General features: G+C 56.3%; 23 protein-coding genes, 4 tRNA genes and 1 riboswitch. Of the genes, 7 read left to right on the forward strand and 20 right to left on the reverse strand.

The genetic code is table 11. From position 1 onward, the window contains the following. The first annotated feature begins 55 nt into the window (after positions 1 to 55). Positions 56 to 2,905: a UvrD-helicase domain-containing protein gene (locus GIW79_RS20930; protein WP_236477410.1), complete on the forward strand. Its 2,850-nt coding sequence runs from the start codon at positions 56 to 58 to the stop codon at positions 2,903 to 2,905. Between the two features lie 610 nt (positions 2,906 to 3,515). Here the strand turns inward: GIW79_RS20930 and GIW79_RS20935 are convergent. The 3 genes from GIW79_RS20935 to GIW79_RS20945 form a co-directional block, all read right to left on the reverse strand. Then, entirely contained in the window at positions 3,516 to 3,896 is a 381-nt protein-coding gene (locus tag GIW79_RS20935) for a hypothetical protein (protein WP_236454974.1), read from the reverse strand. A gap of 88 nt (positions 3,897 to 3,984) precedes the next feature. Next, positions 3,985 to 4,431, reverse strand: coding sequence for a hypothetical protein (locus GIW79_RS20940; RefSeq protein ID WP_329605977.1), 447 nt, complete (start codon positions 4,429 to 4,431; stop codon positions 3,985 to 3,987). Between the two features lie 54 nt (positions 4,432 to 4,485). After that, a complete protein-coding gene (locus tag GIW79_RS20945) occupies positions 4,486 to 4,881 on the reverse strand; it encodes a DUF6957 family protein (RefSeq protein WP_236454978.1) in 396 nt (131 codons plus the stop codon). A gap of 186 nt (positions 4,882 to 5,067) precedes the next feature. Here GIW79_RS20945 and GIW79_RS20950 point away from each other — a divergent pair, with 186 nt between their 5' ends. Next, positions 5,068 to 5,565: a helix-turn-helix domain-containing protein gene (locus GIW79_RS20950; RefSeq protein WP_236454980.1), complete on the forward strand. Its 498-nt coding sequence runs from the start codon at positions 5,068 to 5,070 to the stop codon at positions 5,563 to 5,565. Positions 5,566 to 5,904: 339 nt separating this feature from the next. On the opposite strand, the gene GIW79_RS20955 is transcribed toward GIW79_RS20950, so the two are convergent. Continuing rightward, positions 5,905 to 5,976: transfer RNA gene (locus tag GIW79_RS20955), tRNA-Arg, on the reverse strand. A gap of 547 nt (positions 5,977 to 6,523) precedes the next feature. Here GIW79_RS20955 and GIW79_RS20960 point away from each other — a divergent pair. Together GIW79_RS20960 and GIW79_RS20965 are read left to right on the forward strand one after the other, a co-directional pair. Beyond that, the gene (locus GIW79_RS20960) at positions 6,524 to 6,751 is read left to right on the forward strand and encodes a hypothetical protein (protein WP_236454981.1); all 228 of its coding nucleotides are present in this window, start codon (positions 6,524 to 6,526) and stop codon (positions 6,749 to 6,751) included. Between the two features lie 10 nt (positions 6,752 to 6,761). Further along, on the forward strand, positions 6,762 to 6,941 hold the full coding sequence (locus GIW79_RS20965) for a PA3371 family protein (RefSeq protein WP_034128463.1): 180 nt from the start codon (positions 6,762 to 6,764) through the stop codon (positions 6,939 to 6,941). 121 nt (positions 6,942 to 7,062) lie between these two features. Here GIW79_RS20965 and GIW79_RS20970 read toward each other — a convergent pair whose 3' ends face one another. Further along, a complete protein-coding gene (locus GIW79_RS20970) occupies positions 7,063 to 7,287 on the reverse strand; it encodes a hypothetical protein (protein ID WP_106117681.1) in 225 nt (74 codons plus the stop codon). 49 nt (positions 7,288 to 7,336) lie between these two features. Between GIW79_RS20970 and GIW79_RS20975 the strand changes: the two genes are divergently transcribed. Then, positions 7,337 to 7,663, forward strand: coding sequence for an Arc family DNA-binding protein (locus GIW79_RS20975; RefSeq protein ID WP_003193592.1), 327 nt, complete (start codon positions 7,337 to 7,339; stop codon positions 7,661 to 7,663). Positions 7,664 to 7,764: 101 nt separating this feature from the next. On the opposite strand, the gene mgtE is transcribed toward GIW79_RS20975, so the two are convergent. The 8 genes from mgtE to ltaE form a co-directional block, all read right to left on the reverse strand. Beyond that, on the reverse strand, positions 7,765 to 9,207 hold the full coding sequence (mgtE, locus tag GIW79_RS20980) for a magnesium transporter (protein WP_003193593.1): 1,443 nt from the start codon (positions 9,205 to 9,207) through the stop codon (positions 7,765 to 7,767). A 348-nt stretch (positions 9,208 to 9,555) separates the two neighbouring features. Next, positions 9,556 to 9,632, reverse strand: a tRNA-Arg gene (locus tag GIW79_RS20985). A 72-nt stretch (positions 9,633 to 9,704) separates the two neighbouring features. Continuing rightward, positions 9,705 to 9,781, reverse strand: a tRNA-Arg gene (locus GIW79_RS20990). Between the two features lie 108 nt (positions 9,782 to 9,889). Continuing rightward, positions 9,890 to 9,980, reverse strand: a tRNA-Ser gene (locus GIW79_RS20995). Between the two features lie 62 nt (positions 9,981 to 10,042). Beyond that, positions 10,043 to 10,231, reverse strand: coding sequence for a carbon storage regulator CsrA (csrA, locus tag GIW79_RS21000; RefSeq protein ID WP_003175645.1), 189 nt, complete (start codon positions 10,229 to 10,231; stop codon positions 10,043 to 10,045). A gap of 174 nt (positions 10,232 to 10,405) precedes the next feature. Further along, positions 10,406 to 11,647, reverse strand: coding sequence for an aspartate kinase (locus GIW79_RS21005; RefSeq protein WP_236454982.1), 1,242 nt, complete (start codon positions 11,645 to 11,647; stop codon positions 10,406 to 10,408). Positions 11,648 to 11,746: 99 nt separating this feature from the next. After that, complete coding sequence (gene alaS / locus GIW79_RS21010; protein ID WP_014719590.1) at positions 11,747 to 14,365, reverse strand: alanine--tRNA ligase; 2,619 nt, start codon at positions 14,363 to 14,365, stop codon at positions 11,747 to 11,749. Between the two features lie 146 nt (positions 14,366 to 14,511). Then, complete coding sequence (gene ltaE / locus GIW79_RS21015; RefSeq protein WP_057975159.1) at positions 14,512 to 15,516, reverse strand: low-specificity L-threonine aldolase; 1,005 nt, start codon at positions 15,514 to 15,516, stop codon at positions 14,512 to 14,514. A gap of 190 nt (positions 15,517 to 15,706) precedes the next feature. After that, positions 15,707 to 15,876, forward strand: a riboswitch (FMN riboswitch). Between the two features lie 97 nt (positions 15,877 to 15,973). On the opposite strand from ltaE, the gene GIW79_RS21020 reads away from it, so the two are divergent. Then, the gene (locus GIW79_RS21020) at positions 15,974 to 16,483 is read left to right on the forward strand and encodes a 6,7-dimethyl-8-ribityllumazine synthase (protein WP_054922336.1); all 510 of its coding nucleotides are present in this window, start codon (positions 15,974 to 15,976) and stop codon (positions 16,481 to 16,483) included. 138 nt (positions 16,484 to 16,621) lie between these two features. Beyond that, complete coding sequence (locus GIW79_RS21025) at positions 16,622 to 18,124, forward strand: M91 family zinc metallopeptidase (RefSeq protein WP_236454983.1); 1,503 nt, start codon at positions 16,622 to 16,624, stop codon at positions 18,122 to 18,124. Here GIW79_RS21025 and astE read toward each other — a convergent pair. The 7 genes from astE to GIW79_RS21060 form a co-directional block, all read right to left on the reverse strand. Next, positions 18,111 to 19,127 (reverse strand): succinylglutamate desuccinylase, encoded by a 1,017-nt coding sequence (gene astE / locus GIW79_RS21030; RefSeq protein WP_054922329.1) that lies wholly within the window; start codon positions 19,125 to 19,127, stop codon positions 18,111 to 18,113. The two genes, GIW79_RS21025 and astE, sit on opposite strands and share 14 nt — an antisense overlap. An 11-nt stretch (positions 19,128 to 19,138) precedes the next feature. Then, the gene (locus GIW79_RS21035) at positions 19,139 to 19,426 is read right to left on the reverse strand and encodes a hypothetical protein (protein ID WP_003175651.1); all 288 of its coding nucleotides are present in this window, start codon (positions 19,424 to 19,426) and stop codon (positions 19,139 to 19,141) included. Between the two features lie 26 nt (positions 19,427 to 19,452). Further along, a complete protein-coding gene (gene astB, locus GIW79_RS21040; protein WP_034128466.1) occupies positions 19,453 to 20,799 on the reverse strand; it encodes an N-succinylarginine dihydrolase in 1,347 nt (448 codons plus the stop codon). A gap of 156 nt (positions 20,800 to 20,955) precedes the next feature. Beyond that, positions 20,956 to 22,425, reverse strand: a complete 1,470-nt coding sequence (astD, locus tag GIW79_RS21045) for a succinylglutamate-semialdehyde dehydrogenase (RefSeq protein ID WP_161793223.1) — start codon at positions 22,423 to 22,425, stop codon at positions 20,956 to 20,958. Beyond that, a complete protein-coding gene (gene astA, locus GIW79_RS21050; RefSeq protein WP_003193612.1) occupies positions 22,422 to 23,447 on the reverse strand; it encodes an arginine N-succinyltransferase in 1,026 nt (341 codons plus the stop codon). Before astA ends, astD begins: the two co-directional genes overlap by 4 nt. Positions 23,448 to 23,498: 51 nt before the next feature. Further along, the gene (gene aruF, locus GIW79_RS21055; protein ID WP_015885475.1) at positions 23,499 to 24,518 is read right to left on the reverse strand and encodes an arginine/ornithine succinyltransferase subunit alpha; all 1,020 of its coding nucleotides are present in this window, start codon (positions 24,516 to 24,518) and stop codon (positions 23,499 to 23,501) included. A 212-nt stretch (positions 24,519 to 24,730) separates the two neighbouring features. Beyond that, positions 24,731 to 25,951, reverse strand: a complete 1,221-nt coding sequence (locus GIW79_RS21060; RefSeq protein WP_034128468.1) for an aspartate aminotransferase family protein — start codon at positions 25,949 to 25,951, stop codon at positions 24,731 to 24,733. Positions 25,952 to 26,325 lie beyond the last annotated feature (374 nt).

The raw sequence follows: 26,325 nt of genomic DNA on the forward strand, positions 1-26,325 counted from the left end.
CCAGCGTACACTTAGTCAAATCGCCCCCCACTTTATACCTAAAGAATAGATGCATATGCCTAAACTCAAAGCGGAGCTAAAATTTAACCTCATAGGCAGCATGCTAGGTAAAAGCTGTATATCCATACAAAAAAACTCACTTATATGTTTAAATAAAGACACCTCATTCGAGTCTCATTTAATTTTCGACAGCACCGAGTTCGCAATATTTAAAAAGGGCTTTTGGGGTTGCACACTAATAATTAACACTGGCATCTCCACTCTAAAATATCGCTTTCTTAAAAGCAACGGCTCCGATATATTTCTTGAAACGCTGAATACAATTATTGCTGAACACATAAGCGAACGCCTGGACAGGGTTTTCACCGAATTCAACACTTATGTAATTCGTGAGTATCCCAGGGACTCGCGAATAGACCTAATTTTCAACCTTTGCAAGACATTAAGCAGTCGTTACAGCGCTCAAGCTGATCTTTGGGACACCTTACTTAAACCAAACTATATAAGTAAGATCAAGGAGATAATTAGCTTTCACCCCGTCACTTCTGAGTTTCTTCGTCAGCACCACGAGAAAATTCAGTTGGAAAATCGAGCGGCGTTTTTTGATCTGGTTGAATCAAATCCTTTAACCCATGAGCAGCGCCTAGGTGTCTTACGCTCCAATGACAAGAATATGGTTCTGGCAGCTGCTGGAACTGGTAAAACCTCTGTCATGGTCGCTAAAGCACTAGATCTAATTGAACGTCAATTGGCGAAACCTTCGGAAATTTTGGTACTTGCATACAACCGATCTGCCGCTGAAGAGCTTAAAGAACGATTGAGTGATAAAGCTAATAAAAGCAATATTACGCTCGAGTCGCTTCCGCAAATATCAACTTTTCACGCGCTTGGAAGAAAGCTTCTTCGGGATTCAGGCATATCAACTCACATGAGCGCTTTCACTGAAGATGAAATAAAATTCAAGCAGTGGGTCACATCATGGCTGGAGACATATCTTAAGTCAGACAACTCAAGACTGCTTAACTTTGTTAACTTATTCCCTGAGCCAACGAACCCTTTCGATTTCAAGACTCAGGCTGAGTACGAGAGATATGTTAGGGACAATGAACTCAGAACACTTAACGGAGAGAGGGTTAAAGGCTATCAAGAGCTTTTAATTGCTAACTTTATGTACCTAAATGGAGTTGAATACACATACGAAGCACCTTACGTAAGTAAGCGACGTATAGAAATCGGCTTTGACTACCGCCCGGATTTTTACATCAAAGACACGAGCATCTACATAGAGCACTTCGGTGTAGATCGAAATGGTGGTACTCGACCCGACATTGATTCGGCAAAGTACAACGAGTCCATGCTTAGCAAGCGGGCACTGCATATCGAATGCGAAACAAATCTTATAGAGACGTTTCACTACGAGTGGATCGAAGGAACTTTGCTTGAAGGCTTGGAGGCAAGACTTACAGAGCACGGTATCGTTTGTAAGCCAAAGGATCCAGAAGAGATACTTAAAAAGCTTCGCGAGGAAGGGCGCATTGCAACCTGGAGTGACCTAATGACGAAGGCGCTGCAGGCAATTCGTGTGGAAAGGCTGACCAAAGAATCTATGATCGACAGATTCAACAAGGCAGGCATAGCCCAACCCAATCAAATCGCAGAAATATTAGATGCCATACACGCAGGATATATCCAGGAACTAAAAGATCAAAACGCTATCGATTTCGATGACATGATTATCCGTGCAATCCATTCTATCAATAGCGAACAATACATCCCCAAATGGAAGTATATTTTAGTAGACGAGTTTCAAGATATTTCAGTCGCGCGCATGGAGCTTATTACATCCCTTATCGAAAAAGGGCCACAACCGTCCCTGACCGTAGTAGGGGACGACTGGCAGTCTATCTATCGCTTCTCTGGCGGCAAATTAGAGCTGACCACTCGTTTTGGTGAGCTAGTCGGAGATTATACGGAGACAAAACTGCAAAAAACTTTCCGCTACAACAATAGCATCGCCAATACTGCAGGGCAGTTTATTATGGAGAACCCTGAGCAGTATAAGAAACATATCGAAACCCACATCAAGCTGACCCAGTCACAGGTATACTTACTTGACGACAAATCCACTGGAAAAGACGGCGTATACGAAAGAGTTAAAGAGGTGGTTCAAAAGATCAGAGCCAATGACACTAACGGCAGCATCGCAGTTATTGCTCGATATAACTATTTACTAGAATCCGCAAAATTAAATTTAACTAGCGCAAAACTCCAGGCAAATATTAGCTTCTGGAGCTTTCACAAGTCAAAAGGCCTTGAGGCCGATTACTGCGTACTGATTGGCTTCTTTCAAGGGCGCTTGGGATTCCCCAATGAAAACAAAGACGAAGCAATCATAGAGGCTCTACTCCCTTCGTTGGACTCGTTCCCTCATTCTGAGGAAAGGCGGCTACTGTATGTCGGAATTACGCGTGCCAAGAAGAAGGTGTACATAATTGCCGACCCACAAGCTCCTTCTGACTTTATTAGTGAGATGCTCAGCCCTAAGTACGAATTGAATATTGCATCCAACGCATTCCAAGATAAATACCGTAAAATCTTCAAATGTCCCAACTGTCAAGATGGATACTTCAGACTCAAAAATGGCGTGTACGGAGAATTCTACTTTTGTAGTACGGGCCGGGGTTGCCAGGTTGGAAAGGCAAGGGTTTGCTCTAATTGTCGCGCCCCCTCAGTTGACTCACGGAGTGCTAGCACCTGCAATAACGTAGCCTGTGGTCTCTCAATTAAAATATGTGAGAAGTGTGGGCGCCCCATGAAATTACGTAAAGGTGCATTTGGAGAGTTTTGGGGGTGCACGGGCTACGGAATTAAAGAAGACCAATGCAAACAAACGAGAAATCATTAGACTACAAGCTTCATAGTCTCATCGCCAACTAGACTCTTCGCCTTACAACTCCAACGAAAATTGAACATTTTGAACTTAAGGCAGGAGCACTGATTGGAGTACGGTAAGATATAGTGGATCCACCAGGCCCCTTTGAGTCCAGTCTTGCGCTACTCATAACATGGAACAAGTCCAGCCGACACAAGAACTTAGTATTCATCTAGGTGAGGATGCCTTACTGGACAACACTGTACTCAAACCCCGAACGGAAAAGACAGTTCACTGCCTCGGTCACAGCCTTGTCATCAGCCTGACGCCATTGCTTGGGTATGCGGTGAGCTACGCCGCCCTTCGCGTAACGCAAGCGGAGCGCGCAGGCCACAGGCCGAAGGCGTGCGGATGGAAGCCCGTTAGGGCCGAGGCCCGGCACGGGACTTGGTTCACGACAGCCAGCCCGCAGGGCACGCCAATAAACGCTGATGAAAGACAAACTCAATCCGCGAGAACCACGAGTACGGGGGCGACCGCTCAAAGGGGAAGTGTTCTCAAAGTGTCGTACTTCTCGAACCTAACACCGATATCCCCATAGATCGGAGGTAGGTTCTTCGACATGGCAACTCCCCTCCGAACATCACTGCAGTATCGGAGGTGTCTGATGAATCGCCTGAGAAAGACGAAGGTAATCGCGCAAGCTAGTACGTCCATTTTCCCGTTGGAAAGTAGCGAGCACGTACCGAGAATTTACGGTCGTCATCACCCAGAATCTCCCCTCGCGTTCGACTTTCAGAACATCAGAAGTACGGATCAAATGGCCGTCACCAAACCGCCCATACTGGTCTTTTCGCTTGTGGCCAAAAACTACACCGATACCTGATCGTGACCTGATGGAAACACCGCAGAGGTACGCGGTCACTGGCACTTCAAAGCCTTGTTCCTGGGCTTTGATTATTCGCTTGAGATCGAAATCTGTATGGCGCTTTCCATGAAAGTTTACATCTAAAGTGTCCAGCATCATTGCGCTCCGGTGGCAGTCCGTACGGCGTTAACAGAATTCCGCACGGAACCAGGCGCGCTAATACCGTGCAGGATTATTGGTAGCATCAATGTCCTTGAATCATGCTCAAGAGAAAGATGGGTCTCAGATTTGTCAGCGCTTCGACTTTGAAATCTGGCTGGTGCGAGGTGTGATACACCGCCCCCTCACCCACTTCCAGTAAGCAGACCTCAGAGCCCATACTGTCCTCACCTACGGTTACTCTGGTTAACCGCTCCATCTGCCAGCCTCCGGACTTATTCATCCAAGATGGCGTCACAGCCATAATCTCAGTGATAGCTAAATCCGCACCTTGGCTTACCAACATTTTTTGAAGCTGGTGGGTGTCGTCAATCATCACCGCGCACTCGCTGAGCCGACCCTCGTTTTCGACGCTAAGGGTTAAGTGATACCAAGGCGTTCGGAGCAGCCTTGAGACTCCACGCCAATGGGACACGCCTTCCCCGAACATTCCTGGAACGCCTATCAGGTCGTTGTCTAAGGTTCTGAACATGTGTCGCCTCAAGCTGCTGGAGCACGTCAGTTGCCCAGCAGAACCGGTTGGTAATCAGAAAAGGGAAAATATCGCTTCGATAGAAGCAGACTTACGATGCCCTGGGCCCAGCAGCACGTAGACGGAATTCCGAGTTTCGAACAGAAAACCGTCGTTGAACGCAGTACCCATACTCGACCTCACCCAATGGCCTGGCTCGAAACGCCTCTGCTCATCGTCAACAACTTTGTGGGCAAACATAAACATTGGTTGGCAGCCTGCGGCGGCTACTTTGGCTCGCTCTTCGTCGGTGACGATGGCGTCTAGGATGATCCACTCCTCGACGGCGCATAAGGGCATCCATTTATAGCGCTTTCTGGCTGCAGCCATCACGGCTTCGAGACCTAGGTCAGAACCCATCAGGCTGACACCGGGATCGCCCAGCAGACTGTCTTGAATGGGACTATCCACGTCCACCTCCCCGCTCACTGAATTTTTCATAAATTGTCAGACCCGTGTCGCTACCAACTCCCCCCAAATGGAGGCTTTGACCTTAGGAAGCGGGAGTGGAGTTGCCATGACATATACAATAATACCTCATATTGATGTTTATCGGAAACCCTGTGGTATGGCTATATCCTGACTTTTGGCCAACCCATGCACCTCAAAATTGCCCTAGCCGGCGCCCTAAGGGCTCTTAGGCTGAATCGCCGCTTTCGGTATGAAAAGCTTTCTGACGCCAGCGCGAGATCGAAAATCAGCGCTCTCGAGCGTGGAGAAACGAGTATTACGCTCGAAAAATTTGAAAGCTTGGCTGAAGCACTCGAGATTGATCCGCTTGCCCTGATGGCTTTGTGCATGTCTGCACGCCTTGGAACGCCCTACCCTCGCCTCATAGAAGAGGCACTAGAGCAGCTTCGAGCATTTGAAGCTGAGGGGGGTATAGGGCTGCTAGCAGAGCAATTCGCGGATGGAGCGCTGATTCAGCGTACGCGTGGAAAACCTCAGAAAATTGAAAACCTCGAGGCCGTCAGGAAGCTCAAGGCGGAAGGTATGACACAAGCGCAGATCGCTCAGGAATTGGGTTTCTCCCCTAGCGTTGTCAATCGTCACTGGAAGCGGATTTTGAGCCAGGAGCAGCAGGTCAATCGATAGGCGTGAAGGAGCGTCGCATTTTCGATCACCTACAACTAGCCTCTACCGGTCATACGCGCCCGGCATGGGTTGGCTCACTGGCTTAACGAATCTTGAGGCAACCTCTAACGCGAGCATGTCAATCAACTGTATCCATGGAGTCGAGCAAATGCTCATTTTCAGGAACCAGGGATCTGACGAGAGGCGAGTTAAGGAGAGGCTTTAGGCAATTCGGCTAGACCGCGAATCGTGTCATTACGCAAAAAAATAAATCACGGGCCGGCTTGACCAAGCCGTCGGAGGGGATGGCTCTTGTCTAAGAAAAACCATAAAAAACAGCTAGCTACTGAAGCGAGGATATGTCCCCTGCAGGAATCGAACCTGCACCTAGCCCTTAGGAGGGGCTCGTTCTATCCGTTGAACTAAGAGGACACGACAGCAGAATTTTCCTTCACATTTGCTTCAAAAACAAGATGAGCGGCAATGCTCACCAATGCGCAGCAAACTCAGACAGATCCTGACGGAACTAGGCTGAGCTCCCCCAGCAGCAGGGGCTGATGCTCTCTCTCCAATGTGCAGCAGATTTTTGTCCTGATAAGAACGGCCAACCTTCCCCTTAGGAGGGGGATGCTCTATCCAATTGAGCTACTGGGACAAATGCCAAATGCTTACCCGGAAGGGCTAGCGACAGACGGCGTGCATCTTAACGGCCGAGGCTGGTTTTGTCATGTCGTCCGTTGGCATTTTGAATGTAGGCCGATCCCTGCGAATGCATTCAAAGCCTCTCGCTGCAGTCCAAAGCCTTCAGATGTATCGTGCAAATTGCACTGCGCCAATATGCCATCATTGCAAACTGCAACCTCAAAACCCCACAAATCAAATCTAACTCTTTGTTTTTATTGGCCTAATAGGTTGGCACGACATCTGCAAAGTCATATATACACAACCAATCGTTTCAGGCACCGTGGAGACCATGACTATGAACAGCGCCCTTCTATTAGCACTGAACGCTGTGGCACTGGCCGCGGTGGTGACGTTTCATTTTCAGCCGACCAATACTGAAGACGGCGCGCAAATCAGCCAAGCCATTCCCCACCATCTGCAACAGCGCCCTCAACTCGCACTGATGACTGCCAACCCCCAGCCCCCCATCCGCCTGACCCAAGAAACCCAATCTGCCCCAGCGGCCGAGCATTGGATTTTCTGAGAAAATATTCATGTCCAAATCTGCCTGGTTATTTCTGTGCCTGACCCTCATGTCCGCCGCACTAGGCCTGGGAGCCACCTCACAACAAGCTCAAACCCTAGCCTTCGTCGCAAGCGCCGTGCTGGGCAGCCTACTGATAATTGCACTCATCAAGGGTCGCCGAATCAAATTCGATCCACTCCTTCGCTAGCCCTCCCCGCCGCCCCTTCTCCCTACCTTATGTCGCCTGACACTCGTAAATAGCCGAACAGCTACTAACCTTAAGCTTGCGGGCAAAAGGCCATACCCCTATAGAAAGGACACCCTTCGACTCAGATTCCGCGCTGGCCTGGACGAAGGTTGCCGAGCTTCGCTGCAGCTGCGGGAAATTTTTCCAACCAGTCCGCAAAAACGCAAATCAGTACTGGCATAAAGCCTTTAGGCGGTTCAATATTTGTCACAGAATTGACGCCAATGAAATGGCAAATCTGAGGCATGATGCGGCCTCTTTGCAATTCGCGTTGAACTTTGGTCGTGAGCCTTGTCTTAACACTCATCTTGCGGCCAATTCCAGAAACCGCTCCCCTGAACTAACCGGTTAAATATATGCGCCCATTGAAACAGGCAATTTATTCCAGCCGTACGGCTGACAAATTCGTCGTACGTCTGCCAGACGGAATGCGGGAACGCATTGCCGAGGTGGCTCGCAATCATCACCGCAGCATGAACTCCGAAATCATCGCACGCCTGGAACAAAGCCTTATTCAGGAAGGTGCCTTGGGTGAAGAGTTGAGCATGCGCCTGGACAGCCCCGAGCTGTCACTGCACGAACGCGAACTGCTGCAGCGTTTTCGTCAGCTCTCCCACCGCCAGCAAAATGCTCTCGTCTCGCTTATCGCGCACGACGTGGAGGCGGCCGCAGAAGCCAATTGATTGACACCTGAAAGCCGAAGCCAGCCCTGTGCTGGCTTTTTTTTGCGTCGAGTTTGGGAATAAGAAGCAAAGCGAGGGCAGGTTTGCCCCCGCGGGAAGGGTCAGAGCAGGAAGATCGTTGCCAGGCCCAGGAAGATGAAGAAACCACCACTGTCAGTCATGGCCGTGATCATCACACTGGCACCCATGGCGGGATCGCGACCTAGACGCGCCAAGGTCATGGGGATCAATACCCCCATCAAGGCCGCCAGCAACAGGTTAAGGGTCATGGCCGCAGTCATGACCACACCTAGGGACCAACTGCCGTAGAGCAAGTAGGCCACCACGCCAATCACGCCCCCCCACACCAATCCGTTTATGAGGCCTACAGCCAGTTCCTTGCGCAACAGCCGTGAGGAATTGGCGGTACTGACCTGGTCCAGCGCCATGGCGCGCACGATCATGGTGATGGTCTGGTTCCCGGAGTTGCCGCCAATGCCCGCCACAATCGGCATCAACGCCGCCAAGGCAACCAGCTTCTCGATGGAGCCTTCAAACAACCCGATCACGCGAGAAGCGATAAACGCGGTAATCAGATTGATAGCCAGCCAGGCCCAGCGGTTATGCAGTGAACGCCAGACCGACGCGAAAATATCTTCCTCTTCACGCAAACCCGCCATGTTGAGGACTTCGGTTTCACTTTCCTCACGGATCAAGTCGACGATTTCATCGATGGTCAGACGACCGATCAACTTGCCGTTCTTATCTACCACCGGAGCCGAGATCAAGTCGTAACGCTCGAATGCCTGGGCCGCGTCGTAGGCATCTTCGTCCGGGTGGAAGCTCACGGTATCGCTGGCCATCAGGTCAGCAACTTTTTTCTCCGGATCATTGACCAGCAGGCGCTTGATCGGCAAAACGCCCTTGAGGATGCCCTCATAGTCGACCACAAACAATTTGTCGGTGTGGCCGGGCAACTCTTTGAGGCGGCGCAGGTAACGCAGCACCACTTCCAGGCTGACGTCTTCGCGGATGGTGACCATCTCGAAGTCCATCAGGGCGCCGACCTGATCCTCGTCGTACGACAGCGCGGAACGCACACGCTCACGCTGCTGCGTGTCGAGCGCTTCCATCAACTCATGGACAACATCACGGGGCAGCTCAGGGGCCAGGTCAGCAAGCTCGTCCGCATCCATCTCCTTGGCGGCAGCCAGGAGTTCGTGGTCATCCATGTCGGCGATGAGCGTCTCACGCACCGAGTCCGATACTTCCAGAAGGATGTCACCGTCGCGATCAGCCTTCACCAACTGCCACAGGGTCAGTCGGTCATCCAACGGCAAGGCTTCAAGAATGTAGGCGACGTCGGCGGAGTGCAGGTCATCGAGCTTGCGTTGCAACTCGACGAGGTTTTGCCGGTGAACCAGGTTTTCGACGCGGTCGTGGTTCGGACCTTCCTGGCGGTGCGTGAGGTCTTCGACCACGCGCTGGCGCTGCAGCAGCTCGATAACTTGAGCCAGACGATCCTGCAGGCTTTCTTGTGTTTTCTTTACTTCTACTTCGGTCATAGGCGAACTCCACTCCCAGCAGCGGGGCACGCCGGAAGGATCAATCAGTCAATTCATGATTGGTAAAACGGGGTACTGAGTAACTACTGGGTAAGTCCATGGAGGTATTCCACAAGCCCCGGCGGGGCTGACGGGCGCATGATACACCGCCCGGACGTTTTAAACGTTAAAAAACTGGAAAGAACAAGCGCTTGCACGCCAAAGCTCAGTATTGGCTGCATCTATGAACTGCGACGACGCAGACGCATGGGAAAACACATGAGGAGGGAGAAAAAGGAGGACGCCGGATAAAGCCTATACAAACCCCAGACGGCAAAAAGCCCGCACTAGGCGGGCTTTTTGTTTGTATGGTGCACTCGACAGGATTCGAACCTGTGACCGCTCGGTTCGTAGCCGAGTACTCTATCCAGCTGAGCTACGAGTGCAGATTGTGTTTTTAGACCAGATCACAACTGGTTGAAGCCAAGCTACCTGCATCGCTGCAACTAACTCTTAAATGGTGCACTCGACAGGATTCGAACCTGTGACCGCTCGGTTCGTAGCCGAGTACTCTATCCAGCTGAGCTACGAGTGCATTTGTTGCCGCGCATTATAGGCCGTTCAATCTCTATGTAAAGCTATTTTTTCGAGTATTTTCAACAACTTACCGAAAAAACCAGATTGCAACGTACTAAGCAAATAATGGCGGAGAACGGGGGATTCGAACCCCCGACACCCTTTTGAGGTGTACTCCCTTAGCAGGGGAGCGCCTTCGGCCACTCGGCCAGCTCTCCGCAACACGGGGCGTATATTAACCACGTTCCTCCCCGTTTGCAAACATAAAAAACGATAAAAATTAAAGGCTTGGTTCTTCGTCCTTCTCTTTCTTGATCCGCAGGTAGATTTCCTCGCGGTGGACCGCCACCTCTTTCGGAGCGTTAACCCCAATACGTACTTGATTGCCTTTGACGCCGAGCACGGTCACAGTGATTTCGCCATCACCGATAATCAGGCTTTCTGCGCAACGACGAGTCAGAATCAGCATACCTTTCACCTCACGCATTTCAGTTCAGGAACAACAGTCTGCAAAAAAAAAGCATTCGACCTACAACCAAAAGGTCGTAGCCCTACTCGCTAAGTATTGTCGAGCCCATGCAAAAGACCATGTACCCCACAAAAAAATGAAAGGCGCGGTAAACCGCGCCTTCCTGGCAACGCATCACTCGCCCTGTCGGGCCGGAGCATCCAACTCAAAAGCCGTATGCAGCGCGCGTACAGCCAGCTCCAGGTACTTCTCTTCGAGCACTACCGAGACTTTGATTTCCGAGGTGGAAATCATCTGGATGTTGATACCTTCTTTGGCAAGAGCCCCGAACATACGGCTGGCAACGCCAGCATGGGAACGCATGCCCACCCCGACGATCGACACCTTGGCAATCTTGGTATCGCCGACCACTTCACGGGCGCCAATCTCGCTCGCAGTGTTCTGCAGGATTTTCAATGCTGCATCGTATTCATTGCGATGCACGGTGAAGGTGAAATCGGTGGTGTTGTCGTGCGAAACGTTCTGCACGATCATGTCGACTTCAACATTCGCATCGCTGACAGGCCCCAGAATCTTGAAAGCCACGCCTGGGGTGTCTGGCACGCCACGGATCGTCAGCTTGGCTTCATCGCGATTGAAAGCGATGCCGGAAATGATCGGCTGTTCCATGGATTCCTCTTCATCAATAGTAATGAGGGTGCCCGGACCCTCCTTGAAGCTGTGCAATACGCGCAGCGGAACGTTGTACTTGCCGGCGAACTCCACCGCACGAATCTGCAACACCTTGGAACCAAGGCTGGCCATTTCCAGCATTTCTTCAAAGGTGATCTTGTCCAGCCGTTGGGCCACTGGCACGACGCGTGGGTCAGTGGTGTAGACGCCATCCACATCGGTATAGATCTGGCATTCGTCAGCCTTGAGCGCTGCCGCCAGGGCCACACCGGTGGTGTCCGAACCGCCACGACCCAGCGTGGTGATGTTGCCGTGCTCATCCACGCCCTGGAAACCCGCTACAACTACCACACGGCCTGCTTTCAGATCAGTGCGAATTTTCTGATCATCAATCTGCAGGATCCTCGCCTTGGTATGTGCGCTGTCTGTAAGAATGCGCACCTGACTACCAGTGTAGGACACCGCTGGCACGCCACGCTTGTTCAGCGCAATGGCCAACAGCGCAATGGTTACCTGCTCGCCCGTGGAGACAATCACATCCAGCTCGCGCGGCAGCGGCTGTTGATCACCGCTGATGGCCTTGGCCAGATCGATCAGGCGATTGGTCTCGCCACTCATGGCCGACAGCACCACTACCAGATCATCGCCAGCATCGCGGAACTTCTTAACCTTGTCGGCGACCTGCTCGATTCTTTCGACAGAACCGACCGAGGTGCCTCCAAATTTCTGTACGATCAAAGCCATTTCCAAGCCGCCTCAGCCCGTAAAGGGGCGCCTAATTTCCAATCCACCCGCACTGAACAAGCCCGTGACTAGACAGACCACGGGCCGGTTAACAGTGCTTTAAATACCTGCCTCGACAAATGGCACGGTCAAGGCCAGGGCCGCGTCCAGAGCTGCGGCATCGACACCACCGCCTTGCGCCATGTCCGGACGACCACCGCCCTTGCCGCCCACTGTCGCAGCGGCTTGCTTCATCAAATCACCGGCTTTGAGTTGGCCAGTCAGGTCCTTGGTTACACCAGCAACCAGAACGACCTTATCCTCATGGACACTGCCGAGCAGGATCACTGCGCGGCCGAGCTTGTTCTTCAACTGATCGACCAAGGCCAACAGCGCCTTGCCATCCTGGCCGTCCAGGCGCGCAGCCAGGACTTTTACGTCCTTGACGTCAACCGCCGCGGCCGACAGGTCATCGCCCGCAGCGCTCGCCGCCTTGGCCTGCAACTGCTCCAGCTGTTTCTCCAACGCACGGTTGCGCTCCAGCACGGCGGACAGCTTGTCGATCAGGTTGTCGCGGCTGCCCTTGACCAGGCCGGCCGCTTCCTTGAGTTGTTCTTCGGCTGCATTGAGGTAAGCCAGGGCCGCAGCACCGGTTACCGCTTCAATACGACGTACGCCCGAGGCCACACCACCTTCGCTGATGATCTTCAGCAAGCCGATATCGCCGGTGCGGTTGGCGTGGATGCCACCACAGAGTTCTACCGAGAAGCTGCCGCCCATGCTCAGTACGCGGACTTCGTCGCCGTACTTCTCGCCAAACAGCGCCATGGCGCCTTTATTCCTGGCGGTCTCGATATCGGTTTCTTCGGTTTCAACCGGGGTGTTCTTGCGAATCTCGGCGTTGACGATGTCTTCCAGCGCCTTGATCTGCTCAGGCTTGATCGCTTCAAAGTGGCTGAAGTCAAAACGCAGGCGCTGGCTGTCCACCAACGAACCTTTTTGCTGCACGTGCTCGCCCAGTACCTGGCGCAGCGCGGCGTGCAGCAAGTGAGTGGCCGAGTGGTTCAACGCCGTGGCATGCCGTACGTCGGCATCCACCTGGGTGTCTACCGGTGCGCCCACGGTCAAGTTGCCCAGCACCAGCACACCGTGATGCAGGAAAGCCCCGCCGGTCTTGGTGGTGTCGCGCACATCAAAACGACCGGATGTCGAGCTCAGGAAACCGCAATCGCCAATCTGGCCACCCGACTCGGCATAGAAAGGCGTCTGGTCCAGTACCACAACCGCCTCTTCACCTTCGCTCAACACGTCGACCGACTTACCGTCTTTATAGATGGCGACGATCTTGGCCGAGCCCGCAGTCGCCTTGTAGCCGGTGAACTCGGTCGGTACGTCAACCTTGACCAGGGTGTTGTAGTCCAGGCCAAAGGAGCTGGCCGAACGGGCCCGCACGCGCTGGGCTTCCATCTCACGCTCGAAACCGGCTTCGTCGACGGTCAACTCACGCTCGCGGGCGATGTCGGCAGTCAGGTCCATCGGGAAACCATAGGTGTCGTACAGCTTGAACACCACATCACCCGGCACCACGGTGCCTTTGAGTTCAGCCAGGTCCTGTTCCAGAATTTTCAGGCCGTGCTCCAGGGTCTTGGAGAACTGCTCTTCTTCAGCCTTGAGCACCCGCTCGATGTTGCTTTGCTGTTGCTTGAGTTCCGGGAAGGCATCGCCCATCTCGGCAACCAGCGCGGCCACGATCTTGTAGAAGAAGCTGCCGGTAGCGCCCAGCTTGTTACCGTGGCGGCACGCACGACGGATGATGCGACGCAGCACGTAGCCACGGCCTTCGTTGGACGGCAGCACGCCGTCGGCGATAAGAAAACCGCAGGAACGGATGTGGTCCGACACCACCTTGAGCGAAGACTGGCCTTCATTGGCGCAGCCAATGGCCGCCGCCGAGGCGCTCAGCAGGTTGGTGAACAGGTCGATTTCGTAGTTGGAGTGAACGTGCTGCATCACCGCACTGATCCGCTCCAGGCCCATGCCGGTGTCCACCGACGGTGCCGGCAGCGGATGCAACACGCCATCGGCGGTGCGGTTGAACTGCATGAACACGTTGTTCCAGATCTCGATGTAACGGTCGCCGTCTTCTTCCGGCGAACCTGGCGGGCCACCCCAGATATCGTCGCCGTGATCGTAGAAAATCTCGGTGCACGGGCCGCACGGGCCGGTATCGCCCATGGTCCAGAAGTTATCGGACGCGTAGGGCGCGCCTTTGTTGTCACCGATACGGATCATGCGCTCGGCAGGTACACCGATTTCCTGGGTCCAGATGTCATACGCTTCATCGTCCGTCGCGTACACGGTGACCCAGAGCTTTTCCTTGGGCAGCTTCAGCACGCCGGTGAGGAAGGTCCAGGCGAACGTGATCGCATCTTTCTTGAAATAGTCGCCGAAGCTGAAGTTACCCAGCATCTCGAAAAAGGTGTGGTGACGGGCGGTGTAGCCGACGTTTTCCAGGTCACTGTTCTTGCCGCCGGCGCGTACGCACTTCTGGCTGCTGGTAGCGCGGGTGTAGGCGCGCTTTTCCTGGCCCAGGAAGCAGTCCTTGAACTGGTTCATCCCCGCGTTAGTGAACAGCAGGGTTGGGTCATTGCCTGGGATCAAGGAGCTGGAGGCTACACGGGTGTGACCTTGCTCTTCGAAGAAGCGAAGGAAGGCTTCACGGATTTCTGCGCTTTTCATTAGGTTCTTCCACGGAGGCTGCGGCCAAAGGCCAGTGCGCAACATCATCAGACGGAGCGACGGCAAAGGGCCGCATTATATCGGCCCTTTGCCGGTGGTACAGCGTGTTTATGTGATAGAAACAGTCAATTAGACGGCCTGCACTGTCATTTCTGCGAAAACGCGACGAATGTCTGCAGCACTTGCTCGATCTGCGCCCGGCTGACGTCCAGATGGGTGACCATGCGCAGGCGCGGCGCGGCACTCAACTTGACCCCACGCTCGGCCGCAAAGGCCTTCAGCGCCTGCGCCTGATCGCCTACCTGCACATACACCATATTGGTCTGCACCGGCTCGACGCTGTAGCCGGCCTTGCGTAACTCATCGCCCAGCCATTGCGCGTTGGCATGGTCGTCAGCCAGGCGCTGCACCTGATGATCCAGAGCATACAACCCCGCCGCCGCCAGTGAGCCGGCCTGGCGCATGCCGCCGCCGACCATCTTGCGCAAGCGCCGAGCCTTGGCGATCAGCGCCACCGAGCCACACAGCACCGAGCCGACCGGCGCACCGAGGCCCTTGGACAGGCACACCGACACCGAATCGAAATGCTGGGCGATTTCTCGCGCATCCACCCCCAGCTTGACTGCCGCGTTGTAAAGGCGGGCGCCATCCAGGTGCAGGGCCAAGCCGTGCTCGTGGGTAAATGCCCGGGCCTTGGCCAGATAATCCAGCGGCAGCACTTTGCCCTGCATGGTGTTTTCCAGCGCCAGCAGGCGCGTGCGCGCGAAGTGGAAGTCGTCGGGCTTGATGGCTGCAAGCACCTGGTTCAGATCAAGGGAGCCATCAGCTTGCACTTCCAGGGGCTGCGGCTGGATCGACCCCAGCACCGCCGCACCGCCACCTTCGTATTTGTAGGTGTGGGCCTGCTGGCCGACGATGTATTCCTCGCCGCGCTCACAGTGAGCCATCAACGCCAGGAGGTTGCTCATGGTGCCGGTGGGTACGAACAGCGCCGCGGCAAAGCCCAGGCGCTTGGCCAACTCGGCCTCCAAGCGGTTGACGCTGGGGTCTTCACCATAAACATCATCGCCGCTGACGGCGCTGGCCATTGCGTCGAGCATGCCGGGAGTAGGTTGGGTCACTGTGTCGCTGCGCAGGTCGATCACGGTCATGAAGGGGGCCTCTAACGGAGTGGATAAGTCCTTTTGTGTGTGATTACTGCGGGCAAAGCCACGGAATATCAAGCCCCTATTGCATTCATTCGAATACCAACCAATCAAACCGATATAAGTTATCGAGACGGCAGCCGTGCAGTTTTCGAAAAACCATGTTAAAAACTCTGCGCCGCCAGGGTTCTGGTGGCAACGTTCTCAGGGCGGGGTGCAATTCCCCACCGGCGGTAATTGCACGCAATGTGCATAGCCCGCGAGCGCTTGGCGCCTCGAACTGCTCAGGCAGGACGGCGACGAGGTCAGCAGACCCGGTGTGATCCCGGGGCCGACGGTCATAGTCCGGATGAAGAGAGAACGGGATTGGCACCTAAGGGCCGCGCGCCTGTTTGCGCATGCGTACCCTTAAATCCCATTCGATTCATAACGCCCTGTTTTTTTCTTAAACAGGAGTCAGAACATGCAACCCACCGCAATCGACAGCAAAAGCAAAAACCATCACGGCGAGCGCGTCGCGTTTATCCAGGCCTGCTGGCACAAGGATATTGTCGACCAGTCGCGCAAAGGCTTCCTCGCCGAAATGATCGCCCAGGGTTATCAGGAATCGGACATCGACTTCTTCGAAGTCGGCGGCGCCTTTGAAATGCCCCTACACGCCAAGTTGCTGGCCAAGACCGGCCGTTACGCCGGGATCGTCGCTGCCGCGCTGGTGGTGGACGGCGGCATCTACCGTCACGAATTCGTCGCGCAATCAGTGGTCAGCGGCCTGATGCAGGTGCAGTTGGAAACTGAAGTGCCGGTGTTCTCGGTGTCCCTGACGCCGCACCACTTCCATGCCGGCAGCGAGCACACCACGTTCTTCTATGAGCACTTCGTGCACAAGGGTCAGGAAGCTGCGCGTACCTGCGCCGATACACTGCACAAAGTGCGGGCGATCTATCAAAGCGAGCCGCAAAAGCGCGTTAGCTGATTGCATCCGAGCCCTGTCCAGCCGAGAGTCCTTGGATCGACAGGGCATATATATAAGTAAAACCAGTGATTGATGTACCGACGATGTAATGGTTTTGAGGTTTACCTCAAAAGAGTTCCCATCATCAACGGAGTCAGCATGTCTGAGATTACCCTTCCAAGCGCTCCGCGCGCTCCCGATAACGTCTGGATGATTGACGGACGAATCAGCGAACCCATCAACCGCACCAAAAACCTCCAAAGGGGCCCGCACGCGCAACTGCCGTTAGCGTTCATCACGCTGCATGCCGATAATACCGTGCTTGTCGAGCGCGAATTGGCCGACGAGCTGCACGATTACCTTGTGTTCACAACCACCGATAAAGCCGACCGAATCTGCGTCGACCTCCCCGCGCAAGGCGAAGGCGAAGGCGAAGGCCTCAGCGTCATAGTCAATACGCAACGTTTCCATGTCACCCTGAACGGGCTCAATCAGTTCGTGGTGTTCCGGACACAGGGCGGTGATGACCTAATTAATGTTGCCGACGATGCCACCCACCCCATCCTGATCGACGCCGGTGAAGGCAGTGATCGCATCTGGGCCGGAGGCGGCTACTCGCGCATTTTCGCCGGCCCCGGCGAAGATATGATCCTGACTCGGCGAGGCGCCTGCTATATCGAGGCAGGTGATGGAAACGACAAGGTTGTTGCCCTCGCCGACGGTGACATGACGGTCTACTCCGGCGCGGGGGACGATACCGTCATTGGCGCCCAAGGGCAGGCCTTTATCAATGGCGGAGAGGGCCATGATCATCTGACAGGGGGAGGCAAGCACAACATCCTGGTGGGTGGGCCAGGCGATGATATTTTACAGGCAGGCCCGCACAGCAATGTGATGTATGCCGGACACGGCATGGATCTGGCACTTCAGCTCAAGCCGAGGGACATAGTCTTCAAAGACTCCAACACCATCCTTGTTGCTGCGCAGCAGTTCAGCGTGCCCGCTTCCACATCAGGGAACAGCTCGCCAATAGATGTCCAGCAAGCGCGGGTGACCGATATCAATTACTACCCTCTGATCCACAGCGGCGTTCGAGTAGTCGGTAGCCTCCAGTTTCAACAACGAGTAAACGATGACCTCTCGCTGCTGGCCCAATCGCCGAACGGGCAACAATTGCTGCAGGCGCTGTACGCCGCGCAATTGATAGGCGGCACCCCAATCAATATCTATGAGTTGCAAGATGAGAGCAACGGGCTGTTTGCGCCGAGCAACGAATCGGAACCCAGGTCATTCATTGAGAATAATCAACGGGGCATACCGGCCTACGGTGGTTCGATCTACTACAATCCGACGTTCATCGGCAATCGAATGACCAACATACCGTTGCTTTATCACGAGCTGTGCCATGCGTACAACGCGGTCACCGGAACCACCCTGCCAGGATACAGCGAGGACGGTGTCGACGGCGACAAGGCCCGTCCGCTCATCCGCAACAGCGAACTGCAGGCGGTGGGCCTGCCTACAGACGCCCCCCCTTTCGACTTCGACAACGACCCGTCGACTCCACCCACCAATTCCAACCCGGTGTCATTCAGTGAGAATGGTATCCGCGAAGAACTGAACATGCCGCCGCGCAAACAGTATTCCTTTAACCCTGTTTAAGCTCCGCGGCGTCTTCTGAGGTCGGCACAATTAATATCCCCGCCCGTAGGCCATTCTTGACCTTCGGGTTGGGGAAAATGATATGCGCGCCCTCCTCCTCGATCACCCAACGGGTCTTGGCCACGTCTTCGGCCAACAGGTAGCCCTTGGCCAACGGCGAGAAGTTTTCCACATCCGCCGGCAGGTGCAACAGGAACGCGTCGCTGTGCTTGATCACTTCACGGGACACGGCAAACAGCTGCAGGCCGTCCAGGCTCTCGGTCACAGGCTCGGTGCCTTCGATGATCTGCGTGAGGCGAGCCTCCAGGAGACGCACGTCTACACCCTCGTTGTGCCCGAATGGTCGCGCCTTGCCCAATTCAAGGGTGAAGGCCTCGGCGCCCAACTGTTCATAGGTAAACGCGGTGAAGGTGATCGAGGTTTTATTCTGCAGCAACACCGCTTGTATACCGGCAGCGCGCAGGCGTGCCAGCTCGTGGCGCGAATGCTGGCGCCCTTCCTTCCAGGGATACAGCGCGAATTGTTCGATCTTCGAGCCACGAATCGCGGTATGCAGGTCGTAATGCAGGCGCGAGCGGCCAGGCAGGCTGAAAAAGCTGCGGGCCAATTGCTCAAGCTCGGCGGCGCGCATGGCTTCGGGGCCGATGTTTTGTTCATGACGGCCATTGAACAGCCGGTTGACGTCCAGCTCGAGGTAACGCTCACCGCGGCGCATGGCCTCGGTATTACCGAACAGGAACAGAATACGGGTGCGGGGTTTGATCTCCCCGCGGGCAATGCCATGCAACAGGCGGTCGAGCAATTCGATCGGCGCGGTTTCGTTGCCATGGATGCCGGACGACAGCAGCAAGTCGCTGCCGTTGTCCAGAGCTTCAGGAGGACGCACTTCAAGCGCGCCTTCGCTGAGCCAGCGCATCTGCACGCCGTCGACAGTCAGTTGAATTTTTTGCGCCGGTTCACGACCGGCGAGGGTCAGTTCAAGCAGTTTGCCGAGGGCGAGCATAAGCAGCTTCCTTAGTGGTTGCAGCCTGGGCCATGGACGTGATCGTCGTCGTCACCTTCAACGTCGGCCGGTTCCATTTCCAGCTGCAGGCTCATCAGGTTGGTGGCCAATGGGCGCATCAGCAGGTTGGCGTACTCGGCGTCGCCCTCCTCTACGTCTACGCCAATCAGCAGTTGGCCGCGGCCATCGTGCTGGATCCAGATCTCCTTGCCCTGCCAGACCACGGCGACGCGGGTGCAGGAGGTTTCCAGCTGGGTGCCGTCGGTGTCTTCAAGGATGAGTTTCAGGGTGTCGGTCATAAATAAAATATCTCAGCCGTGTGGCATTAATTGATCTGGAAAGGATAAACCGAGCCCAGTTTAAGGATCTGCGTCAGTTCATCCAGTGCCGTCCGGCACTCAAGCAGCAACTGCGGGTCAGCCAGGTCGGTTTCGCGCAGGCTGTCACGGTAGTGCTTGCCCACCCATTGGGTCAGGGTTTCGTACAACGGCGCAGTCATGATAACCCCTGGGTTCACGGCCGCCAGCTCGGTTTCGTTCAACGCCACACGCAGGCGCAGGCACGCCGGCCCACCGCCATTCTGCATGCTTTGCTTGAGGTCGAAGACCTTGACCTCGCGAATCAGCCCGCCGGAAGCGGTCAGGCCTTGCAGGTACTGCCACACGCGCTCATTGGCGCGGCACTCTTCCGGCACGATCAGCAGCATCGAACCGTCAGGACGAGTCAGCAACTGGCTGTTGAACAGGTAGGAACGCACCGCGTCCTCGACACTGACCAACGCGCGAGGCACACACACCGACTGGAAGTTGCCGCCCAACTTGCCCAACTTGCCGTGCAGCTCGGCAAGCATCTGTTCGGTGTTGAGGAACGCATCCTCGTGATAGAACAGCACCTCGCCGTTGCCCACCGCGATCACATCGTTGTGGAACACACCCGCGTCGATCACCGCCGGGTTCTGCTGGGCGTAGACCACACCGTCATCCTTCAAGCCATGCAGGCGCGCAACGGCCTGGGAGGCTTCGAGGGTCTGGCGCGCCGGGTACTTCTGCGGGGCCGGGTAACGGGGGTCGAAAGCACTACGGCCGAAGACGAAAAACTCCACGCCCGCCTCGCCGTACTCACGACAGAAACGCGTGTGGTTGGCCGCGCCTTCATCGCCAAACTGCGCCACGGCCGGCAAGGCGGCGTGGTGAGCGAAATGCTTGCCATCGGCGAACATCGCCCCCAGCACGCGACTGGTGGTGGGGTGCTCGATGCTGCGGTGGTATTTGCAATTGAGGTTGGCAGCGGTGAAATGCACACGGCCGTCTGCGGTGTCGGCACTTGGGCTGACGGTGGCGGCGTTGGCTACCCACATGCTGGATGCCGAGCAGCTCGCTACCAGCAAAGGCATGGCCTGCCTGGCAGCCTGCTCGATCACCTGAGCGTCGGTGCCGCTGAAACCCAAGCTGCGCAAGGCGGCTACATCCGGGCGCTCCTGGGGCGCCAATACACCTTGCACAAAGCCCATGTCCATCAGGGCTTTCATTTTCTGCAGGCCCTGCAACGCCGCTTCCTTCGGGTTGGAAGACTGCTGGCTGTTGCTTTGGGACGCGACGTTGCCGAAGGACAAACCGCCGTAGTTATGGGTCGGCCCCACTAGACCGTCAAAATTGACTTCACAGGATTTCATCGGCGAGGCTCCACAAACATCTGTTTTTATAGGCATCAAATCACTTGAATACACCACAGATCCATTGTGGGAGCGGGCTTGCTCGCGAAAGCGGTGGTTCAGTCACTTCAAATATTGAATGAAACACCGCATTCGCGAGCAAGCCCGCTCCCACATTTAGATCAGCGTTATACCTGGCGTGAGCGTTGCCGGGACTATCAGGCTTGGCGTTTCCAACGACGCCACCGGGTACGCGCAATAATCCGCCGCGTAATAGGCACTGGCGCGATGATTGCCCGACGCCCCGACACCACCGAACGGCGCGGTACTGGCAGCGCCGGTCAACTGCTTGTTCCAGTTGACGATACCGGCGCGGCTTTCCAGCCAGAACTGCTGGTAACGCGCTTCGGAGTCCGACAACAGGCCAGCGGCCAGGCCGTACTGGGTGTTGTTGGCCTCAGCGATGGCACCGGCAAAATCCGCATAGCGGATCACCTGCAGCAGCGGGCCGAACAGCTCTTCGTCTTCACGTTCCGTCACCCCGGTTACGTCGATGATTCCAGGGGTCAACAATGCGGCCTGAGCCTGAGGCTGGGTCATCTCCAGCAGTGCCACGGCGCCATTGGCCAACATCAGTTCCTGGGCTTGCATCAAGGCTTTGGCCGCAGCCAGGGAGATCACCGACCCCATGAACGGCGCCGGTTGCTGATCGAAAGCGCCCACTTCAATGCTCGCACTCACCGCCACCAGGCGCGCCAGCAAGGCATCGCCCCAGGCACCTTGCGGCACCAGCAAGCGGCGCGCGCAGGTGCAACGCTGGCCCGCCGAGATAAACGCCGACTGGATGATGGTGTACACCGCCGCATCCACGTCGGCGACTTCGTCCACGACCAACGGGTTATTACCGCCCATTTCCAAGGCCAGGATCTTGTCGGGCCGCCCTGAGAATTGCTGGTGCAAGTGGTTGCCGGTGCGGCTGGAGCCGGTAAAGAACAGGCCGTCGATGCCTGGGTTGGCCGCCAGGGCGATGCCGGTTTCCCGCGCGCCTTGCAGCAGGTTGAGCACGCCCGCCGGCAAACCGGCTTCGATCCAGCACTGTACGGTCAGCTCGGCGACCTTGGGGGTCAGCTCGCTCGGCTTGAACAGCACGGTATTGCCCGCCAGCAACGCCGGGACGATGTGCCCATTGGGCAAGTGCCCAGGGAAGTTGTAAGGGCCGAATACCGCCACCACACCGTGGGGTTTATGGCGCAACACAGCGGTGGCGTCGCCCAGGGGGCCGCTCTTCTCGCCGGTACGCTCGCGGTAGCTTTGCACCGAGATCGCAATCTTGTTGGCCATGCTGGTGACTTCAGTGGCCGACTCCCACAGTGGCTTGCCGGTTTCTTCGCCAATGCAGCGGGCGATTTCATCGGCACGGCTTTTAAGCGTAGCGGCGAAGGTTTCCAGCACGCTGATGCGTTCTTCGAGCGGGCGCTTGGCCCATGCCGGGAATGCCTGACGCGCAGCCTGCACGGCGGATTCGACCTGTTCAGCACTGGCACCATTGCCAGCCCACAGCACTTGCTGAGTCACCGGGTTGCGCGATTCAAACAGCTCACCCTGGCCAGCCAGCCAGCTACCTGCGATATACAGCGAATTCATTATTTGGACTCCCGAGCAGCAGACAACGCAACAGCACGTACTTGATCACCCACCACCAATTGCAGGCGCTTGGCGGTCTGTGGATCGACCACCAGCGTACCTGCCGCCAGACGGGCCGGAGCGGCGGTGATACGGCATTCTTCGCGCTTGCGGTTATGGATCAGGAACGGCGTGGCGTCGTCCCCCGGCGTGCCGATGGCCAACACCAGTGACTGGCTGTCGCGCACCGCACGGATCTTGCTGGTTTCACATTCCACCGCCGGGCCGGCGTCGAAAATATCCACATAGCCCTGGTAGCTGAAGCCTTCGCTCTTGAGCATGCTCAGCGCCGGCTCGGTGTCCGGGTGGACCTTGCCGATCACATTGCGCGCGTCTTCGGAGAGAAAGCAGCTGTACAGCGGGAACTTGGGCATCAGCTCGGCGATAAACGCCTTGTTGCCCACGCCCGTGAGGTAGTCGGCCTGGCTGAACTCCATCTTGAAGAAGTGCCGGCCCAGGCTTTCCCAGAACGGCGAACGCCCGGCGTCGTTGGACACACCGCGCATCTCGGCAATGATCTTGTTGCCGAACAGTTGCGGGAACTCGGCGATAAACAACATGCGCGCCTTGGCCAGCATGCGACCGTTGAGGCCGTTGCGGTAATCGGCATGCAAAAACAACGAGCACAATTCGGAATTACCGGTGAGGTCGTTGGCCAGGAACAGAGTCGGTATCTCACGGTAGATATTCAGTTCCTGGGAAGCGCTGACAGTCAGCCCAACCCGGAAGTTGTACCACGGCTCGCGCAGGCCAACGGCGCCAGCGATGGCGGAGATTCCCACCACGCGGCCTTCGTCGTTTTCCAGCACGAACAGGTAGTCGGCATCGCCGCGCCCGGCTTCGCCGCGAAAGGTTTTTTCCGCCCAGCCAACCCGGTGGGTCAGGCGCTCTTCGTTGGCCGGCAAGGTGGTGAGGCCGGTGCCGGTGCTGCGCGCCAGATCAATCAGGGCCGGTAAATCGCTGCTGCGTACGGGACGAACGATCATGCTATCTCCTCGAACGGGCCGCTGTTGTCAGCCACCCGCGAAACTCTGTTTTTATACCGCAACCAAACGCACGCTCGCGCCTTCGCCAACGCCCAGGGCTTCGGCGGCCGCCAGGTCCAGGGTCACTGGCTTGCCGGGCGCGTAGTCCAGCTCCAGCATCACCGCACGGTAATCCTGCAACTGCGCGTTGCTCACCAGGTACTGACGACCGACGCCCTTGACCATCTCGCCGATCTTCACCGGCACCACGCGGCTCTGGGCAATCGAGCGAATGCCCGACACCCGTGCGTGCAGCGTCGGGCCACCGTCGAAGATGTCGATGTAATGGTCAGTTTCGAAACCTTCACGCATGAGGATGTCGAAGGTGATTTGCGCACGCGGGTGCACCTGGCCCATGGCTTCTTGCGCTTCGTCCGGCAGCAGCGGCACGTAGATCGGATAGTGCGGCATCAGCTCGGCGAGGAAGGTACGGCTTTTCAGCCCGCACAGGCGCTCGGCGGCGGCGTAGTTGAGGTCGAAGAAGTTGCGGCCAATGGCATCCCAGAACGGCGAGTCACCGTTCTCGTCGCTGTAGCCGACAATCTCGGTCACCACCGAGTCGGCAAAGCGCTCGGGATGGCTGGCGACAAACAGCAGTCGGCCACGGGAATTGAGTTCCGACCACGGCGAACCGACCAGCGCAGGCTTCACGTAGAAACTGGTGAGCAGGCTGTTGCCGGTAAGGTCGTGGCACTGGGAAAGCACGTGGATCTTGTTGTGGATCTTCAGCTCGCGGGAGGCGTGCACGAAGGTCTCGTTACGAAAGCTATAGAACGGCTCGGAGTAACCGGCCGAGGCCACGATGGCCGAGCAGCCGGCGAGCTTGCCGGTCTCGGTGTCTTCCAGCACGAAGAAATAGCTCTCTTCACCGTTGAAACTCACCTCGGCCGCAAAAGAAGCTTCGCTGGCCGCGATCTTGTCGCTCAGGCGTTCCACATCATCCGGCAAGGAGGTGACACCAATCGGGCTGTCCGCAGCCAGACGCTGTACCTCGCCCAGATCAGCCATTTGCGCGGGGCGCATCACCAGCATGGTGTCACTCCTTAACTCGAAAACTCACAGAGGAAAAAATGCCGGACACAGGCCCTGGATACACATCGGTCTCAATGTGTCAGCAGATCCATGTGGGAGCTGGCTTGCCGGCGATACAGGCAACTCGGTATATCAATGTCACCGAGGTGATGCTATCGCAGGCAAGCCAGCTCCCACATGTGTTCAGGTCCGGCCAATAAAATGTGTCGCTATCAGGCTTGCGTCAACGTCTTCACAGCACGCTCAAAACGATCCAGGCCTTCATTGATGTCCGCCTCTTCCACCACCAGGCTCGGCGCAAAACGCACCACGTCGGGGCCGGCTTGCAGGATCATCAGGTTTTCTTTCTCGGCCGCGTTGAACACGTCCTTGGCCTTGCCTTTGAAGGCATCGCTGAGTACGCAACCGATCAACAAGCCCATGCCACGCACTTGGGTGAAGATGCCGTACTGCTTGCCGATCTGCTCCAGGCGCGCCTTGAACAGGTCGTGCTTGGCATTCACACCCGCCAGCACTTCTGGGGTGTTGATCACGTCGATCACCGCTTCCGCTACCGCGCACGCCAGCGGGTTGCCGCCGTAGGTGGTGCCGTGGGTGCCGACTACCAGGTGCTTGGCCAGGTCTTCACGGGTCAGCATCGCCGCAATCGGGAAGCCGCCGCCCAGGCTCTTGGCGCTGGTGAGGATGTCCGGGGTCACGCCGTAATGCTGGTAGGCAAACAGGTGTCCGCTGCGGCCCATGCCGGTTTGCACTTCGTCGAACACCAGCAGCGCGTCGTTCGCGTCGCACAGTTCGCGGGCGCCTTGCAGGTAAGCCAGTTCGGCTGGCAGTACGCCGCCTTCACCTTGGATCGGCTCCAGCACCACGGCGCAGGTCTTGTCCGACACCGCGGCTTTCAATGCGGCCAGGTCGTTATAAGGAACGTGGGTGATGCCGGTGATTTTAGGCCCGAAACCATCGGAGTACTTCGACTGGCCACCGACGTTGACGGTGAACAGGGTACGGCCGTGGAAGCTGTTCAGCGCGGCGATGATCTCGTACTTCTCGCTGCCAAAACGGTCGAACGCCACGCGACGGGCCAGCTTGAAGGCGGCCTCGTTGGCTTCGGCGCCGGAGTTGCAGAAGAACACGCGCTCGGCAAAGGTGGCGTCGATCAGCTTGTGGGCCAGGCGCAGCGCCGGCTCATTGGTGAACACGTTGGAGACGTGCCAGAGTTTGTTGGCCTGTTCGGTCAAGGCACCGACCAGTGCCGGATGGGCGTGGCCTAGAACGTTAACCGCGATGCCGCCGGCAAAGTCGATCAGCTCTCGACCGGCCTGGTCCCACACGCGCGAACCTTGGCCACGCACAGGAATAAAGGCAGCAGGTGCGTAGTTGGGCACCATCACCTGGTCGAAATCGGCACGTTGCACCGGGGCTTGCTCAACGGACATCGGAGTCTCCTGAAGAGGAACGCCTGCCTGGAACTGGCGGGCGATGCAGGGATTGTAAGGACAGTTTTCAGTGGGGCCTTGTCGCCAAGCGACAACTTCTTATAGCGCCAACCCGTGTTTTTCGCGGGTTTACGCCAATGCGACAAATAGCGTCGCAATGGCGCAGTTTAAACGCTGCGGCAGGTTTACGTCAGGATCATGCAGCGAAAGGGTTGGCGCGCCCTGACGATCTAACCGCGCCTACCTGAGTTCCGGGCAGCACGGCCTGATAAGCAAGGGAGACAAGCGCAAGATCTGCAGATTTCGTTGCGGGCATCACTATATATGCTCCCGCCCTGCATCAAAGTTGGTGTGATGTCGCTGCCTCAACTCAA

Origin of the sequence: Pseudomonas sp. PA-7-1E (assembly GCF_021605325.1) — a bacterium.
In the GTDB taxonomy this organism is placed as follows: Bacteria; Pseudomonadota; Gammaproteobacteria; order Pseudomonadales; family Pseudomonadaceae; genus Aquipseudomonas; species Aquipseudomonas fluorescens_BV.

Coding starts and splice junctions, on each gene's coding strand:
- GIW79_RS20930 (WP_236477410.1), top strand. CDS start 56: ATGCCTAAACTCAAAGCGGAGCTAAAATTTAACCTCATAGGCAGCATG.
- GIW79_RS20935 (WP_236454974.1), bottom strand. CDS start 3,896: ATGCTGGACACTTTAGATGTAAACTTTCATGGAAAGCGCCATACAGAT.
- GIW79_RS20940 (WP_329605977.1), bottom strand. CDS start 4,431: ATGTTCAGAACCTTAGACAACGACCTGATAGGCGTTCCAGGAATGTTC.
- GIW79_RS20950 (WP_236454980.1), top strand. CDS start 5,068: ATGCACCTCAAAATTGCCCTAGCCGGCGCCCTAAGGGCTCTTAGGCTG.
- GIW79_RS20960 (WP_236454981.1), top strand. CDS start 6,524: ATGAACAGCGCCCTTCTATTAGCACTGAACGCTGTGGCACTGGCCGCG.
- GIW79_RS20965 (WP_034128463.1), top strand. CDS start 6,762: ATGTCCAAATCTGCCTGGTTATTTCTGTGCCTGACCCTCATGTCCGCC.
- GIW79_RS20970 (WP_106117681.1), bottom strand. CDS start 7,287: ATGAGTGTTAAGACAAGGCTCACGACCAAAGTTCAACGCGAATTGCAA.
- GIW79_RS20975 (WP_003193592.1), top strand. CDS start 7,337: ATGCGCCCATTGAAACAGGCAATTTATTCCAGCCGTACGGCTGACAAA.
- mgtE (WP_003193593.1), bottom strand. CDS start 9,207: ATGACCGAAGTAGAAGTAAAGAAAACACAAGAAAGCCTGCAGGATCGT.
- csrA (WP_003175645.1), bottom strand. CDS start 10,231: ATGCTGATTCTGACTCGTCGTTGCGCAGAAAGCCTGATTATCGGTGAT.
- GIW79_RS21005 (WP_236454982.1), bottom strand. CDS start 11,647: ATGGCTTTGATCGTACAGAAATTTGGAGGCACCTCGGTCGGTTCTGTC.
- alaS (WP_014719590.1), bottom strand. CDS start 14,365: ATGAAAAGCGCAGAAATCCGTGAAGCCTTCCTTCGCTTCTTCGAAGAG.
- ltaE (WP_057975159.1), bottom strand. CDS start 15,516: ATGACCGTGATCGACCTGCGCAGCGACACAGTGACCCAACCTACTCCC.
- GIW79_RS21020 (WP_054922336.1), top strand. CDS start 15,974: ATGCAACCCACCGCAATCGACAGCAAAAGCAAAAACCATCACGGCGAG.
- GIW79_RS21025 (WP_236454983.1), top strand. CDS start 16,622: ATGTCTGAGATTACCCTTCCAAGCGCTCCGCGCGCTCCCGATAACGTC.
- astE (WP_054922329.1), bottom strand. CDS start 19,127: ATGCTCGCCCTCGGCAAACTGCTTGAACTGACCCTCGCCGGTCGTGAA.
- GIW79_RS21035 (WP_003175651.1), bottom strand. CDS start 19,426: ATGACCGACACCCTGAAACTCATCCTTGAAGACACCGACGGCACCCAG.
- astB (WP_034128466.1), bottom strand. CDS start 20,799: ATGAAATCCTGTGAAGTCAATTTTGACGGTCTAGTGGGGCCGACCCAT.
- astA (WP_003193612.1), bottom strand. CDS start 23,447: ATGATCGTTCGTCCCGTACGCAGCAGCGATTTACCGGCCCTGATTGAT.
- aruF (WP_015885475.1), bottom strand. CDS start 24,518: ATGCTGGTGATGCGCCCCGCGCAAATGGCTGATCTGGGCGAGGTACAG.
- GIW79_RS21060 (WP_034128468.1), bottom strand. CDS start 25,951: ATGTCCGTTGAGCAAGCCCCGGTGCAACGTGCCGATTTCGACCAGGTG.